The sequence below is a fragment of the Mycoplasmopsis anatis genome, from assembly GCF_900660655.1.
Lineage (GTDB): Bacteria > Bacillota_I > Bacilli_A > Mycoplasmatales > Metamycoplasmataceae > Mycoplasmopsis > Mycoplasmopsis anatis.
Genome location: NZ_LR215035.1, coordinates 804,769 through 821,114 on the forward strand (window position 1 = coordinate 804,769; position 16,346 = coordinate 821,114).

Consider the following 16,346-nt stretch of genomic DNA (forward strand, 5'->3'; position numbering starts at 1 on the left):
ATTTGCATTTTTGAAAGGGAAAACATGAAGAACTATTTTATATTCTTATTAAAAATAATCATTAAAAAGAAAAATACTTATATACTTCCAACATTAATGATTTTGTTAAATTTAATAATTGGTTTGATATTTCTTTTTATTAAATTAGACAACTATTATTACCCCCCAATATTCTTTAGCTTATTATTTTTAAACCTAACTTTTAATATTTTTTACTCAAGTATAAAATCATTAAATTTATTTAGTGATTTAGAAAAAAACGGAACGGACTTAATTATATTTTCTAAGCCAATATCACGCAAGAATATGATACTAACAAAAACTTTGGTATTCATATTAATTGGTTTTATATGAACAACACTCCACTGAGTTTCATGAACTATAATCTATCTAGCTAAAATTACAAATCAAAATTATTTATCATTTAGTTTTACAATATTTTTAAGTATTTTCTTTTCATACTTGATATTTGGAATTATTGCAAGTCTAATTTCGATAAAGTGAAGTCAAAAAGCAGCTATAATTGTACCATTACTACTTTCTACTCCAGCAATACTTTCAGTTGTTTTTGTCAGAACAATATCAAAAGATTCAAGTAAATTCATAAAAGATTTACTTAACACAAAATATGAATATCATCATTCTAGTAATGAAGCTGATGTTGAAAAATTTTATCTTAACAATAACAAAGATCAGTTCTTTATAGTACCTAATGGTGATTTTACAAAAAAAGAATTTAGTCCATATCAAAGAGAATATTTAAAACTCTCATCTGCATATGCTAAGAACTCAGGAACAGAGTTGCAAGTATTATCATGACTTTCAGTTCCTTATCAATTCATAGATATATTAAATAACTCTAATGGTGATCTACTAACAATATTAAAGGATAATGATAACTCAAACAGCAATTCTCTTTTATATTATAAGAATAATGATAGTTTGAATTTTTCTTATAAACTTGATGATAAACCATCACTTATAAAACTTCAAACTGCAGATAATTCAAGTTATTCATTCATCGTTCCTTCACTACTAAAATCAAACTCCAAAATAAATAATGATTTAATAAACAGAAGCATTATCTATGTAAGAGAAGGTGCTGATAAAATTGATGTAGATTTCCCTGAGGATGAATTTACTTATTCAAATCCTAATAATTTAATAGGGAAAATTTATTGGGAACACATTGATCAAGTTTTAAGAAATTATGATTTTAATAAATTTGCAAATGCTTTTTTCAATGATTTAATTACCAAAATCAATAAAGATAATATAAAAGATCAAAGACAAATTAAAAAAGAAATACTTAACAAGATTGTTGAGGAAATCAATAACTCAGATTCATGATTATTTAACTATTTAGATAAACAAGTAACACTATTTGATAATAATGCTGTTCAAAACAAGAAAATTTCTTCAGAAATTGAAAGAAAAATATATTTTGCAATTTCTTTAATTTATTATGCTTATTTTAGTTATAATGATTCAATTTTATTAAACTCTTTACTACTTAATGACAATCCTCTTGAATATCATAATCCAGGAATTTATGAAATAACCGTAGACGGTTTTACCTATAAAATAGGTGGATTTGCATCCTACACTACCAAAGAAGTTGTAAAAACTTATCCCAATGATGAGAAGAAAATAGTCTTTAGATATGAACTTGAAAAATCAGATAACTTTCTTTTTCAGACAGTTGATGAAGTTTATTCTTATCATCGTGATAAACAAGTTATAAATAAAAATTTCTACCCTTTAATTTGAGTTGGCTTAAGTGCACTTTTATTAACATTAAATGCTTATTTCTACTATAGAAAGGATTATAAATAATGAATGAAACTGTTTTAGAAATCCAAAATTTCACAAGAATATATAGTAAAAATGGTGTAGGTGTTAAAAACTTAAACTTCACAGTTAAAAGTGGGTCTTTTCATGCATTTCTTGGGGAAAATGGTGCAGGTAAAACTACAACTATTAAATCAATAGTAGGAGCAACATATAATTTTGTTGGTGATATTTTAATAAAAGGAATTAATAATAAAACTTCGATAAGTAAATCAATAATTGGATATGTACCAGAAAAAGCACAATTCCCAAGTGAATTAACCACATATGAATATTTAAAATCACTTGCATTATTAAATAATTTACCTAAACATCAAGTCGAGGAAAAACTTTCATATTTATTGAAGAAATTTAATATTGAAGAATTAAGTAATAAAAAACCTTCTTATTTCTCGTCAGGTCAAAAAAAGAAAGTATTATTAATCCAAGCACTAATCCATGATCCTGAACTTATAATTCTTGATGAACCTGCAGCTAACTTAGACCCTACTGCAAGATATGAATTATTCAAATTATTAAATTCATTAAAACAAGAAGGTAAAACCATCTTCATAAGCAGCCATATTTTAGCTGAAATTGATCCATTTGTAGATAGTCTTACACTTCTTCATAAAGGTGAATTAGTATATAGCGGTGATAAATATAAAAATTTGGAAGAGATTTATTATGAAAAAATTATTAAAAAATAAATTTATATTTCTATCATCCATTTCCTTTTTTACATTATCAATAAGCTGTACTTCTAATTCAGAAAATATAAATAAAAATCTCAAGCAAAAAACAGAAAGCAAATTCATTTCCGAAAATAAATTTGCAAAAGAACTAATCAATTCTCAATTTCCTGATGAAACACAAAAAAAGGATTTTATATACAATCAATCAAAAATAATCGCTAATAAAAAGCAAGAATTAAAATCTGCACTAGTATGATTTAGTCCATTAAGAGTTTCATTAATCAACAGTCAAAGTGATTATAAAAATTTAATAGAAACAAGTCAAAAAATACTTGAGAATAATATAAACAAAAACTGACTTTGAATATTAGATAATATAAAAAGTTTTGAATTTGTATTTAACCCATACGGTTCAAAATTCGATGATCAAGGAACTGATTATTTTAAGAATGTTTTAGAAAATGTAGAACAGTTTAATCCAAGCTTAAAAATATCAATTAATAATAATCAAATTCAAGATGTCTTAACAATTAATGTAAATAATGATAAAGAAGATTTATTTCAAAATAAACAAATTCATTTTTTAATTTATGATAATAACAAGGCTATCAAAGTAGTAACTTACACTCAAAATAATCAAAATTATTTAAAATTAATTCCAGATTTATTTTACTCGCCATTTAGCAAAAATGTTGACAATTTTAAAAATAATTTACTAAACTTGGAAAAAGTAAATATCAAGTCCAAGGAATTACTTATTAACAAAGATATCGAATATAACCAAAATTTTTATGATAACTACAATCATCTTAATAGTTATAAAACGTTTAATGATTTCAATCAATTCAAAACTTTTAGTTCAATTTATGCTGATATAAATGAAACAACAATGAAAACAATTTTAACTGATCAAAGTATAGAAAATGAAAACAAAATATTTAGATATACATGGAGAAATATCAATGATTAAGAAAAGAAAATTTATAATGTTGCTTTTGTCACTTTTTGGTGTTGGTAGTATTGTTTCATGTAATAATCAAGCAGAGATTAAAAATTCTTTAAGCAAAATAATTGATGAAAAATATGATTATATCGATAAATTAGAGAGCGCTGAAGAACAAAGAACAACAAAAATTCTCAATGATTTGCTCGATAAAGTTTTTGCTGATAATCTAGTTGAAAGAAGAGAGTTTTTGGATCAACAAAATGATGTAAATTATCAAAAAGAAATACTAAAAAAATTACAAGAATTATTAGATGAAGCTAAAAATCAATCAAATTCAATTATTGATCAAGAAGTCAAAACAAAGTTTATAGATAATTTTTATGAAAACAAAATTTTTCCATTCTATTCAGAGAATTGATATTTCATATTAAAAAACATTAATCTATTTTATGGAGAATTTTATAATTGATTAACAATTCCTAAAGATGACAATTCTGGTTCTTATCACTCTGAAAAATTCTTAAGTTCATTAAGGAATTTAAAAACACCTAAAAATGTCATCTTTATCAATTCAATCTTAGACAAACTTGAAGAAGGTGAGGAATCTGCTGAGAGTTATAGTAATTACATATTTTACCTCTCAAAAAATAAAATAATATTTAGAATTAAAATAAGTAGAAATTCAACTTCTAAAAATAAATTAACAATTGAGCCATGAATTTGATACTTTTCATTTTCAAAAACAAATAATATTTCAATCAAATTAATTTCAAATATTTTACACTCTGCCTACGTTCATGGTGATCAAATTGGTTTTGATCGCTTTGAAACAGATTTAGTTGAAAAATTGAGATATGGTGTTCCTTCAAAAATAATATTAAAAATTAAGGATAATTATGAAAATTAATAAATTACTTACATTATTTTCTATACTCAGTTTATCAATTTTGCCATTAAGTTGTCAAAACACAGGAAGATACTCAACAAAAAAAGAAATCATTACAACTAGTATAAAAAATGAAAATTACGTTCTTGAACAACAATGAAATAACTTCATAAAACAAGAATCAATAAGTAAAATTTTGAATTTAATTTTTGATGACGATACTAAAAAAACTGAATTTATTAATGCACAATTTCAACTAATCCAAAACACTAAGTATGCAGAAGAATTTAAGAAAAGTTTAATTTTTTCAAATAATGTTTCATTAGGTTTTGGACTTGATGGCGGTTTTTTTTCTGAAAGACCGTACATATTAACTCAATCATCTAAATTTTTAGAAGAAGCTAAGAGTAAAAATTGACTTTGACTTTTGTTTAACTTAACAAAAATTGAGTTTGTAAACTTCCCTGTTTTTGATCAATTTGTTTCATCAACTGATGAGACTTCACTAGAAGCTAAGAAAAACGGAATGGAACTTGGAATGTTCTACACTCCTAAATCTAATATTTTTATAGATTACACATATAAAATTGAGTCAATAAAAGATTATTCTGATACATACCAATTTTATTTATTAACTAATGAAGGATTTATTCTTAACTTAAATATAACAAAGTATGTAGACAATTACTCTTGAGAATATAGTAATTTAATAAACAATGATGGCGAAAATTTCATAGAAGAATTGAATTTAAGTATCAATGAAAGTAATGATGAATCATTTAAAAATCAAGTAAATAATATATTAAGTGAATTTACTCAAATTCATGCAATATATAAAGCTAAAGTAAAAAATAGTAATAATGAAATAAAAGACTATAGAAATGCATTTAATAATTATTCAGTTGAATTAACTAAATATAAAAACCAATTAGGGTTGTTAAAAAATGGTGCAAATTGAAATATTCAAGAGCCTATAAAAGCATCACAAAAAGTTGATGATGAAGTTGAATTATTTTCATACATATACGTCTATAGTAAAGTATTTTTAAATAAGAACAAAAATGATATTTTCGATATAAAACAATATGTTAAAAACACTGTGTCTTTTAATGATATACCTCATAATAACGAAACTAACAAAATAATATTCAATGATTTCTATGGTGGTAGACCAATAAGATACACTTTTTATAATATAAAGTTATAAACAATCTTAAAAGTAAAATTAATTTACTAGTTAATTACATTTAAAGCGGGTGGTGACTCCGCTTTTTGATTACAAAAAAATGAAGCAATAACGCTTCATTATTATTGTTTGAATATTAGTTACCTTTAACAACAGACATAACTTCATCAGCAAAGTTAGATTCAACTTTTTGAATTCCTTCACCAACTTCATATCTAATAGCTTTAACTAATGTTGATTGTGAATTTGATAAATATTTTTCAACCGAAACACCATCATCCATTACAAATGGTTGTTTAACTAATGTGATTTCTGATAATTGTTTTTCTAATCAACCTTCAACAATTTTTTCTTTAATATTTGCAGGTTTGCTTGCGAAGTTAGCAGGTTCAACAAAACCAGCTTTGATTTGTTCCATTCTATCAGCAGGAATATTTTCTACTAAAACAAATTCTGGGTTCATTGCAGCTAAATGCATTGCTACATTTCTTGCAACTTCTGAATTTGAACCTTGAATAGTTGTGATAGCTCCAATACGCCCATTAGTATGAAGGTATAATCCTAAAACTTGGTTAGCACCTGCTTCTACCTTTACGAAACGACGAAGAGAAATTTTTTCTCCGATTGTAGCAGTAGCTTGTGCACAAGCTTCAGAAACAGAAACTCCACTTTCAAGAACAACTTGTTCTGCTTCTTCAAGTGTTTTTGCATTTGATTTGAATAAACCGTTAGCCACTTCTTTTAATAATTTAGTAAAGTGTTCATTTTGTGCAACGAAGTCAGTTTCACTATTAACTTCGATCATAACAGCTGATTTTTCATCACCAACAATAGCGATTAATCCTTCAGCAGCAATTCTTCCAGCTTTTTTAGCAGCTTTAGCAATTCCGTTTTCACGTAATCATTCAATAGCAGCTTCAACATCTCAGTTTGTTGCTTCTAATGCTTTTTTACAATCTGATAATCCAGAGTTAGTTCTTTCTCTTAATTCTTTAATTAGGTTAATGTTTGACATAATTATTCCCCTCTTAATTCTTCGGTTTGTTGTCTAACTCTTCTTGGTTGAGCTTGTGATGTTTGTTTCTTTTGAACTCCTTGAAATTCAGGTAAAACAATTTTTTCATCTGGTTGGTAAGCAAATAATTCCTTGCCACCTTGAGCTTTTACAATAGCATCAGCAAGAATTGTCATAATTAATGAAATACATTTTGCTGAATCGTCATTAGCAGGAATACCAAAATCTACGAAATCTGGGTCTGCATTTGTATCAAGGATACCAATAACTTTGATTCCTTTTCTTTTTGCTTCTTTAACAGCAATTGCATCTTCATTAGGATCAGCAACAATCATAACTTGTGGTAAACGTTTCATTGAACGAATTCCATCAAGGTTTTTGTGTAATTTATCTAATTCTTTTTGGAAAAGAATAGCTTCATTTTTAGTGTATCCTTTAAATTCGTTTTTAGCTTTAGCTTCAAGTTCTTCCATTTTTTTAACACGAGACATAATTGTTTGGTTATTTGTTAATGTACCTCCCAATCATCTTTCTGTTACATATAATGAGTTTGATCTTTCAGCAGCTTCTTTAACAGCACTTTGAGCTTGTTTTTTTGTTCCAACAAAAATGAAAGAAGCTTTCTTACTTGCTAATTTATTTACAAGCGAGTAAGCGAATTCAAGATATTTTTGAGTTTTGGTAATGTCAATTATGTGTGCACCTTTATTTTTCTTGTTAGGTACAATGTAATCTTTCATTTTAGGGTTTCAAGCATGTGCTTTGTGTCCAAAGTATGCTCCTGCTTCTAATAATTTATCCTTTGAAACAATAGGATTTTTAGGTTGTTTTTCAACTTTTTCTACTTTATTTGTCATTTTTCTCCATTTTTTAGTTTGTTAGTTTAACTTTTACTTCTAACGCCTAGCACTTTAATAAAAGCACACCCATGCGAATCCATAAAAGTAATTTGGTTTAATTCAAATTTTAATTAGTATTAAATATATTTAATACTTTTTTATTTTACCATATAAGTTGTTTTTTGGAAATTCATTTTACTTAATGCTAGAATTTTATCTAAAAAAATAAATTAGTTGATTTATAGTACTTTTTTTCATTAAAAATATTACTAAATTGTAATATATGATATAATTGGCACATGAAAAAATTAACTAAATTTATATTTTTGGGTACACTATCAATGAGTTTTATACCTTTTATGTCAACAAGTTGTTCACAAAACGAAACTAGAAAAGTCGATAAAGTGACTCCTGCTGTGATCAATAAAAATAATGAATTAAATTCTACAGTTAACCAATTTAATGAATTATTGACTCAAATATTAGAAGGAGATACAGAGTTAACTTCATCAATAAGAAATATTGAAAAATTTATTTTTGAAAAAACCTTTAATCAAGAGTTAAACAAAAAAGATAATAATATTTACAATGCGTATAACGAATTTAAAAATTCTTTAGGTGAGTCATTTAATGATAATAAATTCAATAAAATAAAGCAAGAAATTTATAGAGAAGTTTTACATTTATCTGAACATAATAGAGAAAATATTTTGATACAAATTCAAAATATTAAAAATTTTAATAAAGCCTCTAATTATGATGATTTTATCAAAAGAATAAATTTAAATCAAGAACCAAAAAATGAGGAAATTCAAAATCATCAGTTAAAAATTTATAAAGCATATGAAAATTATGTCTTTGATAAAAATTACTATGAGAATATTCAGTTAAATCATAAAGATCATGAGGGTCATGATCATGAAAATGAAAATCATATTGATGTCGATGGTCAAGAAAATCATAGTCATGGCTTAATTAATTTAATAAAAGACATTGATTTAGCTATTCAAAATACCTTGAATAAATTTAATTTTGATGAATTATCTGATAGCTTGAATGAGGAACAATTAAATAAGCTAAATAACTTAAAAAATTCAGTAAAAAGTTTTATAAGAATTTACGAACAAAATGATTTAAACAAGTTAGTGAACAAATTAATTGAATATGTTAATAAAATAAATAATCTTTCAAAAGAAATTTCCAATGAATTACTTAAATAACTAATATAATAGATTTATGAAAAATTCAAATAGATTATCAAATAAGAAAAAATATTTAAATTATGTAGAAAAAATGAAAGATGCAACTAAGGCTAATAATGCTTTGATCTACTTGATATTTGTATTTTTAGGTGTTATTTGTTTGGGAATTGGTATTTACAATACTGTTACAATCAAATTTAATAACATTGATTATTTTGCACTAAGCTTTGCAGTTGTTTTATTACTTTCAGGATTATTATTTCTAGTATATGGAGTAATTTTAACTATTACAACTTGAAATTTTATTTCTAGTAAAAATCACAAAGAAAAGCTTAAATGATTTAAAATAATTAGAAGATTCTTATTTGATTTTAACAATTATGACTATGAAGAAATATTTAAGAATGAGTTGCAAAACCCTGAGTTTGATATAGTTAAAACTGAAGAAGACATTTATAAAAGACTTTTTTAATTTTTCAAAAAAATAGTATGATTTTTAAGCATTGGTTGACAGCTGTTATTTTTAATAATAGAGGAAAGTCCGCGCTAGCACAGGCTGAGATGCCTGTAGTGATCATGCCAACATTAATAAGGTTGGGGTAATTAAATTACACGACTAGCACCACAGAGACGAGAATTGTGAAACGGGTAAGCTCCATGAGCTAGAAACTCAAATTAAGGTAGAGGAATCTAGATTCGGGAATTGAACCGATATAGAAGTTTATAACTAGATAAATTGTCAACACCTATATTAATAGGTACAGAACGCGGCTTATAGATGCAAAAAATGGCTTATGCCATTTTTTATTTATAGAGTAAAATAATTATATGAAATATAAAGTAGGCGAAATAGCATATGGTAAAGTTTTTGAAATTCAAAGTGATTACATTATTGTCAAAACATTAAATGAATGGGTATTTAAAATTTATTTATCAGATATTTCTGATTGAAAGAATATTGATCTAAATAAAATTTTTAATGTTGGTGAAATTATTAATTTCATTATTAAAAGTGTAAACCCATCTAAAAGAGGTATTGGAAACTTTAAGGCAAATCATCCTAATTTTTTGAGAAGTCCGTTTAATCATGAAATTTTAGAAACAGCTGGTCATTTTGATAAATTAAGAAGACATAGTCTTAACGAAATAGGTCTTTATGAGCATAAAAATATCAAAGTCAAAAATAATAAATAATATTGAATTTAACCCAAAAATTATGAATCAAATAAACGAAGTAAATTCAAAATTTAAAAGCAAGAACTTTTTGAATAGTGATTATTTCGAGTTTATGGAAATTGCATCTAATGTGAATAATAAAAAAATTTCTCAAATTATTAATTGTTTAAATGAAATTATTGAAAATAAAACTCAGACACTTGTTGTTTATTCTAACAATAGGGTTGAACATAATATAAATCTAATTAAAAATTATTTGTATAGTAAGTCAAAAAAATGATTTAATTCCACTATTGAGATAGTTTTTTTAAATTCAGATGATAATACTGAAAAATACAATAAAAATTTGGAATTTATATTAAATAAAGTATCAAAATTTAGTTTTATTATTATTAGAAATGAATTCAATTTATATGAAAATACAAGCCGTTTCAAAGATTTTATTAAATTATTTACAAATAAATTAGGATTTGAATATTTCGGAAATAATAGTTATCTTTTTATACCTTCAAATTCCACTAAATTTATCAATGAGTTTTCATTAAATAGTAGGTTCATTTCATTAATTAGCTCTAAAATTTCAAGAAATTTATTTTATTTTACTGATTATATGTTACTTCTGTATGCATTTGCTGGCGTCAATATTTATGAATTTATTAAAGGTTATAAAACCTGTTTTGCACTTAGCAATGAGGATTTTGAAAATAATTTGCCTCTCGAAATTGCATCACAGCTTTATTTTAATCTGACTAGAAAAAATGAGTTTAATTTAATTTTCTTAGCTTACAATTCACCATCATTAAAATTGTTAATAAATGATTTAACACAAAATTTAAATTACATTGATTCATCAAATTTTTATGATAGGTTTGAATTACCACATAATATTTACCAAAATTATCAAATGTTTTTAGAGTACAACAAAAATAAATCGGTTCTATTTTTTAACTTACTAAATGAAAAAATAGATTACCAAATTAGTCCGGAAGTTGATAATGACTATCTAGGTCAAAACATTATTATAAATTCTCTTGAACAGCTCAATAATGACGTTTCGAATTTATTTATAGATAGTTTAAGTTTTAATAATTCATATACTCAGTCTCTAATTGTTGAAATATACAATAACGATCATTATCATTTAGGGTATATTCTTAGTTTAAATTCATTAATTCTTGTTTATCTTTCAATTTTTAATAATGTAAGTGCATTTAAAAAATAAAAAACTCAAGTTGAGTTTAATTATGCAAAAACCACAAAAGATAATCAAAATATAAATATTGTAATTCCAAAAAAGATCAATGTTGAAATCGCATCGGTTAATGTCGTAAGAATTGGTGCGGACATAACAGCAGGATCTTTTTTTAGTTTTAGAGCAAAAATTGGAATAATTGTACCTAAAAATTTAGCTAAAATTATGACTAATCACAAGGCTATGGATGAAGCCAAAATCATAAAAACAATCGAAATTCTTTCTTCATTATTTAGTAAATCACCAGAAACTAAAAAGTAAATACTCAATCTTAATACATTCACAAAAAATAGAATAAATCCAACAATAACAGAAATGTTAAATTCTTTAAGTATTACTCTTTTTATATCTTTAGCTTCAATTTCCCCTAGAGCTAAGGAACGAGTTATAGTTGTTGAAGATTGCGATCCTGCATTTCCTGCTGCACCAGAAATAACTGGTATTAACGAAACAATGATGGCAGTTGATAAAGTAACTCCTAACGACTTAATAAAATTCTCTGAAATGTCAGTAAAACTTTGGATAATAAATTGGCTTAGTGTAGCCGAAACCATTAGAACAATAAGTCATAAAATCCTTGACTTTACAATACCTAGTACAGTTGTTTTAATATATGATTCTTCTTTATCTTCTATAGTAATACCAGCCATTTTATACATATCTTCAGTTGCAGAATTACGAACAATATCAATAACATCATCAGATGTAATCATACCAACAAGACGATTATCGCTTGTTACAACCGGAAGCGATGACATGTCGTGTTCGGCGAATATATTTGAAGCATGCTCAGTATCATTGTGAGCATATACCGAAGGTACAGCTGAATAAAGTGACTCTATTTTTTCATTTTCATTAGCAAAAACAATTTCTTCTAAAGAAATAGAGCCAAGAAGAACACCTTTATCATCGGTAACGAAGAAATAGTGTGATAGTTCAGCATTATTCTTTTTATAATCACGTTTGATTTTATTCAATGCTTTTTTACAAGTATAATCAGCCTTAATAGTTGAAATATCAACTGACATGATACTTCCAACTTGATCTTCTTTATATTTTAAAATGTTATTAATTAAATTTCTTTTTTCAGGCGGTGTTTCAAAAAGTATTCTTTTTTGAATATTAGCTGGTAGATCTTCAATAACGTCTGCAAGTTCGTCACTTTGAAGTTCTTGAAGTATCTCCATTCCTCACTCTTCAGTAAAGCTAGTTGCTAATTTTGTTTTAACATCATCTTCAAGATAGCTAAATAATTCAGCAGCTTCATCTCTTTTTAAGACCCTTAAATAAAATAATTGATCTTCTAGTGAAAGTTGTTCAAAGCAACTTGCAACATATGCAATTGGATATTCATCAAGGAATTCTCGAGATAATTTTACGCTCTTATTTTTTACCAAACTTTGTAATTCTTCGAACATTTGATCAATATTGTTGTCCATATGACCTCCTTGAAGTTTTTAGTTAAAAAACTAGTATTTACTAGTCTTTTAAATATTTAATTAATTGCTCTTGAAACTCTTCAAGTTTTATGGGAACAATGTTTCCATTTTTAGCAATTGAAATAGTACCTGTTTCTTCAGAAACAACTATAGTTGTAGCATCACAAATTTCACTAATTCCCATTGCTGCTCTATGTCTAGAACCATATTTATTGTCCATACTTTTTCTAGTAATTTTATAGAATGTTGATGCATAGTAAATCTTATTATTTCTAATAACCACAGCTCCATCATGTAATGGACTTTCTTTATTAAAAATCGAAATTAGTAGAGAGCTTGAAATATTGGCATTTATAATAACTCCATCAGTTCTTAAATTGTCAATATTATCACTGTTCTCTATCGTAACAATAGCACCAACTTTATTTTTGCTAAGAAAGGCAACCGCTTCTCTTAATTGGTTGATAAGTCTAACTTGAGTACTTCTTCCTAATTTGTCATATTTACTTTTCATCATTTTTGATTTAATAAGCTCAAGTAATTTTGGTAAACCAACCAAGATTAAAACAAAAGAAACCAAAGCAGTTATAATAATTAACAAAATTAATTGAGTAGTTTCTAACATTTTTCCAGTTGACACACTTGCAGTAGTCACTGTGCTTGAAACATCTTTAAGTACATTAACTAACATGAGACCTCCTAAACTAATTAGTAAAGAAATGAACAAAAGCAAATGCTAAAACTATTAATGATAAAACTAATAAACTACCTAGAATTTTAAATAATAATTCATGTCTATTGCTTTTTCTAACATAACTAGATGCATTTGATTTATCATTAACTTTAACTGTAACATCTTTGTTATTTAATTCAATTTGATTCTGTTCATAATCATTTTTAAGAGCTTTTTTTCTTGCTTCAATTAATTCGTTGTTGTTCATTTTTCTCCTAAATATATAAATTATACTAAATAATTTATTATGAAATTTTAATGGTTTGTATTTGTTCTTTGATTAGTTTATCTTCAAGAGAACTAATCATATCCAATTCTTCTTCTAATTTTATAACCGTTTCTAAGTCAGGTTTAGTTACAGGTTCTTTTGGAGCAAAAAGCTCACATGTTTCGTTTGCTTTAATAATCGACGTTTCATAAGTTCCAATTCTACGAGCAATATTGATTATTTCGTTCTTATCATAACTTAATAATGGTCTAAGAATTTGCATTTCGGTGCTTTTACCTATAACAGCCATAGATTCTAAGGTTTGTGAAGCAACTTGTCCAAGATTATCACCATTAGAAAGAGCGATAATTCCTTTATTTTTAGCTATAGATTCAGCTATTCTATAAAAACTTCTTCTCATTAGAGTAATTTTGTAACTTTGATTTGATGTTAAAGCTAAATAATTCATTAATAATGTATAGTTTGCTAAATGTAAGTAACTTACACCTTGATATTTGCTTAAAACTTGCACAAAATGTTTCATTTTGTTTACTGTTTTTTCATCAGTGTGAGGAGGTGTTATAAAACTAAGAAACTCAATTTTAAGTCCTCTTTTCATTAATTGCAAGGCTGCAACAGGACTATCTATTCCACCACTGAGTAAATGCATAATTTTTCCACTTGATCCAACTGGCAAACCGCCTATTCCTTGGATATAGTCTGAGAAAATGTATACATTTTTTTCTCTTACTTCAATATAAAAAGTCTGATCTGGATCATGTACATCAACTTTAAGATTAGAATTTTTTAATACATGAGCACCTAAAATATTGTTGATTTCGCTTGAATTGATAGGATATTGTTTGTAATGTCTTCTAGTTTCAATCTTAAAAGTTTTACTTTCATCTCTTATAAGCATTAAAACATTTTTTTTGATTTCTTCCATTTCGTGAGAACATACTATAACAGGCGAGTATGAACTAATTCCAAAAATATATTGTAGGTTATTAATTGTTTCTTCTGAATAATCGGTGTACATTCTATCAAATTGTACGTCCACTTTTTGGTTTAAAATTCTTTCTGCATTTTGTTTTAAGCAGTTAGTAAAAAATTTTCTATTTTTTTTCTTTAAGACTAGCTCACCATATCTAATTAAAATTTTGCTATACATTGTTATGTCTCTCTTTCTTTTGATAAATTTCTAATATTTCTTTGAAAGCTTGATTATATTTTTTATCATTATATAAATTTATAGCATTTTCAATAATTTCATTATTAATTGTAGAGTTTTTTAATTGGTTTATTCTATCATATATAAACTCAAATGAATCTTTATATCATCTTGCTTGCGAATATAAATTAATTATATAAATTAGTTGGCTTTTTCATGCATCCATTATAGAGTTTATTTCATCAACTTCAATAAATTTATTATCAAGTGCTTTAGAATATGCTAAATGAATTTCCTTAAGTTTATTTAGTTCTATTTCACTAACTTCATTTTCAAGAATATCTACATTTAATAATTGATAATAAAGTGATTTAGTGTTTTCAAAATATTCTATAAAATTCTGTTTTACTTGATTATCTTTTTCTTTATTTGTTATATTTTCTTCAACTAATCTTAACGCCTGCGAACAGTTGTTTAAGAAAAAGTTTATATTGTTAAATAAATCTTGGTAATTCTTATCATCACACTTTTGTATAATTTCATATGATTTATTAATATTCTCAAATAATTCATTTATTTGATCCTTAACACTTAAATCAAATTTAGCAAGTTTTACATATTCATAAATTTCTTTGAAAACTTCAAAATAAACTTTGATATTTTCTACTATTATTTTCTTGTTATTTTTATTTGTATAAAGTTCGAAAATTAGTTTATAAATTTGTCTTAATTTCTTTTCTGTTGATTCACAATTTTCCACTTTTAAGTTTTTTTGTAGTTTAATAATGTCATTTTTCAAATTAGATAAATATATATTATTTTTGTTATTTTTTAATACATCTGGCAAATTATTGTATAACGATCATTCAAAATTTGCCGCCTTATCTATTCAAATTATCAATTGATGCATCTTATTTTGCAAATCGTTGATTATAAAATCAAGGTTATCAAAATCCGCTGATACTTTTTTATTTTCAACGGTATTTAATTCTTGTGAAATTAAATTTATTTGTTCTATAATATATTCAAATGAATTAACTAACTTAAATCGATTTAAGTTTGAATATTGTCTTAAATTAGTAATTATTTCATACATTTTTGATCATATTTCATCAATTGTATTTCATTTCTCATTCAATTCTTTTGAAATGTCGAAAAACTTAACTGTTAGTTCATCTAACTTTTTGTTATTCGCAACGATTTTTTTGTAATTTTTAACTAAATTGGACAAATTCTTAATCGAGTATAGCTCATTCATTTTTTGATAAATTTCTTTAATAACATCAGTTTCTAAAATAATATTTCTATTTAACTCTGACAGCTCTTTGTAGGAGATAATTGAATCGTTTTTTCTTTTCCGTACATTTTCAAATCTAGTCATAATATTACTAATCTTTTGGACTTTTTTATTTACCGAAGTTTTAAGATTATTAGTTTTTTCATAAATTAACTTCACAACTAACTGTAACACTAAATATACTATTGCAGCAAGTAAAACTGCAACAGCAACTGATATAATAGTTATAACTACAATTTTTATTGTTTCAGACTTAATTGAAGTGTTATTAGCAATTTCAAAAAGTTTATTTTTAATGTCCATATTTAGCTTCCTCTTATGTTTTAAAATAATTATATAAAGATTAGTAAAAAAATGAAAATATTATAAAATATTTAAGCATAAATACAGCGGTTTATTATTTTTAGAATTGATTTTGTTAAACAAAGTGAAAAGTAGAAGAGCTGAAAATTCGAAATCTTAAAATAAAAT

16 protein-coding genes and 1 other RNA gene are annotated in these 16,346 nt (G+C 25.2%); 10 read left to right on the forward strand and 7 right to left on the reverse strand.

Annotated elements, in window-relative coordinates:
• Positions 1 to 306 precede the first annotated feature (306 nt).
• The 5 genes from EXC66_RS03390 to EXC66_RS03410 are packed head-to-tail and all read left to right on the forward strand — an operon-like array spanning position 307 to position 5,564.
• Positions 307 to 1,836, forward strand: a complete 1,530-nt coding sequence (locus tag EXC66_RS03390) for an ABC transporter permease (protein WP_129622384.1) — start codon at positions 307 to 309, stop codon at positions 1,834 to 1,836.
• The gene (locus EXC66_RS03395) at positions 1,836 to 2,540 is read left to right on the forward strand and encodes an ABC transporter ATP-binding protein (RefSeq protein WP_006886736.1); all 705 of its coding nucleotides are present in this window, start codon (positions 1,836 to 1,838) and stop codon (positions 2,538 to 2,540) included. Before EXC66_RS03390 ends, EXC66_RS03395 begins: the two co-directional genes overlap by 1 nt.
• Positions 2,518 to 3,495 (forward strand): aromatic motif membrane protein, encoded by a 978-nt coding sequence (locus tag EXC66_RS03400; protein ID WP_006886735.1) that lies wholly within the window; start codon positions 2,518 to 2,520, stop codon positions 3,493 to 3,495. The genes EXC66_RS03395 and EXC66_RS03400 overlap by 23 nt, the downstream gene beginning before the upstream one ends.
• Entirely contained in the window at positions 3,488 to 4,378 is an 891-nt protein-coding gene (locus EXC66_RS03405) for an aromatic motif membrane protein (protein ID WP_158004706.1), read from the forward strand. The genes EXC66_RS03400 and EXC66_RS03405 overlap by 8 nt, the downstream gene beginning before the upstream one ends.
• Positions 4,368 to 5,564 carry an aromatic motif membrane protein gene (locus EXC66_RS03410; protein ID WP_006886733.1) on the forward strand — a complete coding sequence of 399 codons (1,197 nt, stop codon included), beginning with the start codon at positions 4,368 to 4,370 and terminating at the stop codon, positions 5,562 to 5,564. The genes EXC66_RS03405 and EXC66_RS03410 overlap by 11 nt, the downstream gene beginning before the upstream one ends.
• A gap of 115 nt (positions 5,565 to 5,679) precedes the next feature.
• Here EXC66_RS03410 and tsf read toward each other — a convergent pair whose 3' ends face one another.
• Positions 5,680 to 6,564 carry a translation elongation factor Ts gene (gene tsf / locus EXC66_RS03415; RefSeq protein ID WP_408633924.1) on the reverse strand — a complete coding sequence of 295 codons (885 nt, stop codon included), beginning with the start codon at positions 6,562 to 6,564 and terminating at the stop codon, positions 5,680 to 5,682.
• Positions 6,561 to 7,415 carry a 30S ribosomal protein S2 gene (rpsB, locus tag EXC66_RS03420; RefSeq protein ID WP_006886731.1) on the reverse strand — a complete coding sequence of 285 codons (855 nt, stop codon included), beginning with the start codon at positions 7,413 to 7,415 and terminating at the stop codon, positions 6,561 to 6,563. The genes tsf and rpsB overlap by 4 nt, the downstream gene beginning before the upstream one ends.
• Before the next feature lie 281 nt (positions 7,416 to 7,696).
• On the opposite strand from rpsB, the gene EXC66_RS03425 reads away from it, so the two are divergent.
• From EXC66_RS03425 to EXC66_RS03445, 5 genes are all read left to right on the forward strand, one after another.
• Complete coding sequence (locus EXC66_RS03425; protein WP_129622387.1) at positions 7,697 to 8,617, forward strand: hypothetical protein; 921 nt, start codon at positions 7,697 to 7,699, stop codon at positions 8,615 to 8,617.
• A gap of 16 nt (positions 8,618 to 8,633) precedes the next feature.
• The gene (locus EXC66_RS03430) at positions 8,634 to 9,071 is read left to right on the forward strand and encodes a hypothetical protein (protein WP_006886729.1); all 438 of its coding nucleotides are present in this window, start codon (positions 8,634 to 8,636) and stop codon (positions 9,069 to 9,071) included.
• A 27-nt stretch (positions 9,072 to 9,098) separates the two neighbouring features.
• An RNA gene (rnpB, locus tag EXC66_RS03435) (RNase P RNA component class B) lies at positions 9,099 to 9,379 on the forward strand.
• 48 nt (positions 9,380 to 9,427) lie between these two features.
• Entirely contained in the window at positions 9,428 to 9,793 is a 366-nt protein-coding gene (locus EXC66_RS03440) for a S1 domain-containing protein (RefSeq protein ID WP_006886728.1), read from the forward strand.
• A complete protein-coding gene (locus EXC66_RS03445; RefSeq protein ID WP_006886727.1) occupies positions 9,756 to 10,997 on the forward strand; it encodes a hypothetical protein in 1,242 nt (413 codons plus the stop codon). Before EXC66_RS03440 ends, EXC66_RS03445 begins: the two co-directional genes overlap by 38 nt.
• A gap of 20 nt (positions 10,998 to 11,017) precedes the next feature.
• Here EXC66_RS03445 and mgtE read toward each other — a convergent pair whose 3' ends face one another.
• The 5 genes from mgtE to EXC66_RS03470 all read right to left on the reverse strand — a co-directional run bounded on the left by mgtE (position 11,018) and on the right by EXC66_RS03470 (position 16,178).
• On the reverse strand, positions 11,018 to 12,466 hold the full coding sequence (gene mgtE, locus EXC66_RS03450; RefSeq protein ID WP_006886726.1) for a magnesium transporter: 1,449 nt from the start codon (positions 12,464 to 12,466) through the stop codon (positions 11,018 to 11,020).
• A 40-nt stretch (positions 12,467 to 12,506) separates the two neighbouring features.
• Positions 12,507 to 13,091 carry a diadenylate cyclase gene (locus EXC66_RS03455; protein ID WP_112579268.1) on the reverse strand — a complete coding sequence of 195 codons (585 nt, stop codon included), beginning with the start codon at positions 13,089 to 13,091 and terminating at the stop codon, positions 12,507 to 12,509.
• Positions 13,092 to 13,170: 79 nt separating this feature from the next.
• Complete coding sequence (locus tag EXC66_RS03460) at positions 13,171 to 13,407, reverse strand: hypothetical protein (protein ID WP_006886724.1); 237 nt, start codon at positions 13,405 to 13,407, stop codon at positions 13,171 to 13,173.
• Between the two features lie 37 nt (positions 13,408 to 13,444).
• Positions 13,445 to 14,578, reverse strand: coding sequence for a tRNA uracil 4-sulfurtransferase ThiI (thiI, locus tag EXC66_RS03465; RefSeq protein ID WP_006886723.1), 1,134 nt, complete (start codon positions 14,576 to 14,578; stop codon positions 13,445 to 13,447).
• Positions 14,571 to 16,178, reverse strand: a complete 1,608-nt coding sequence (locus EXC66_RS03470) for a hypothetical protein (protein ID WP_006886722.1) — start codon at positions 16,176 to 16,178, stop codon at positions 14,571 to 14,573. The genes thiI and EXC66_RS03470 overlap by 8 nt, the downstream gene beginning before the upstream one ends.
• Between the last annotated feature and the right edge of the window lie 168 nt (positions 16,179 to 16,346).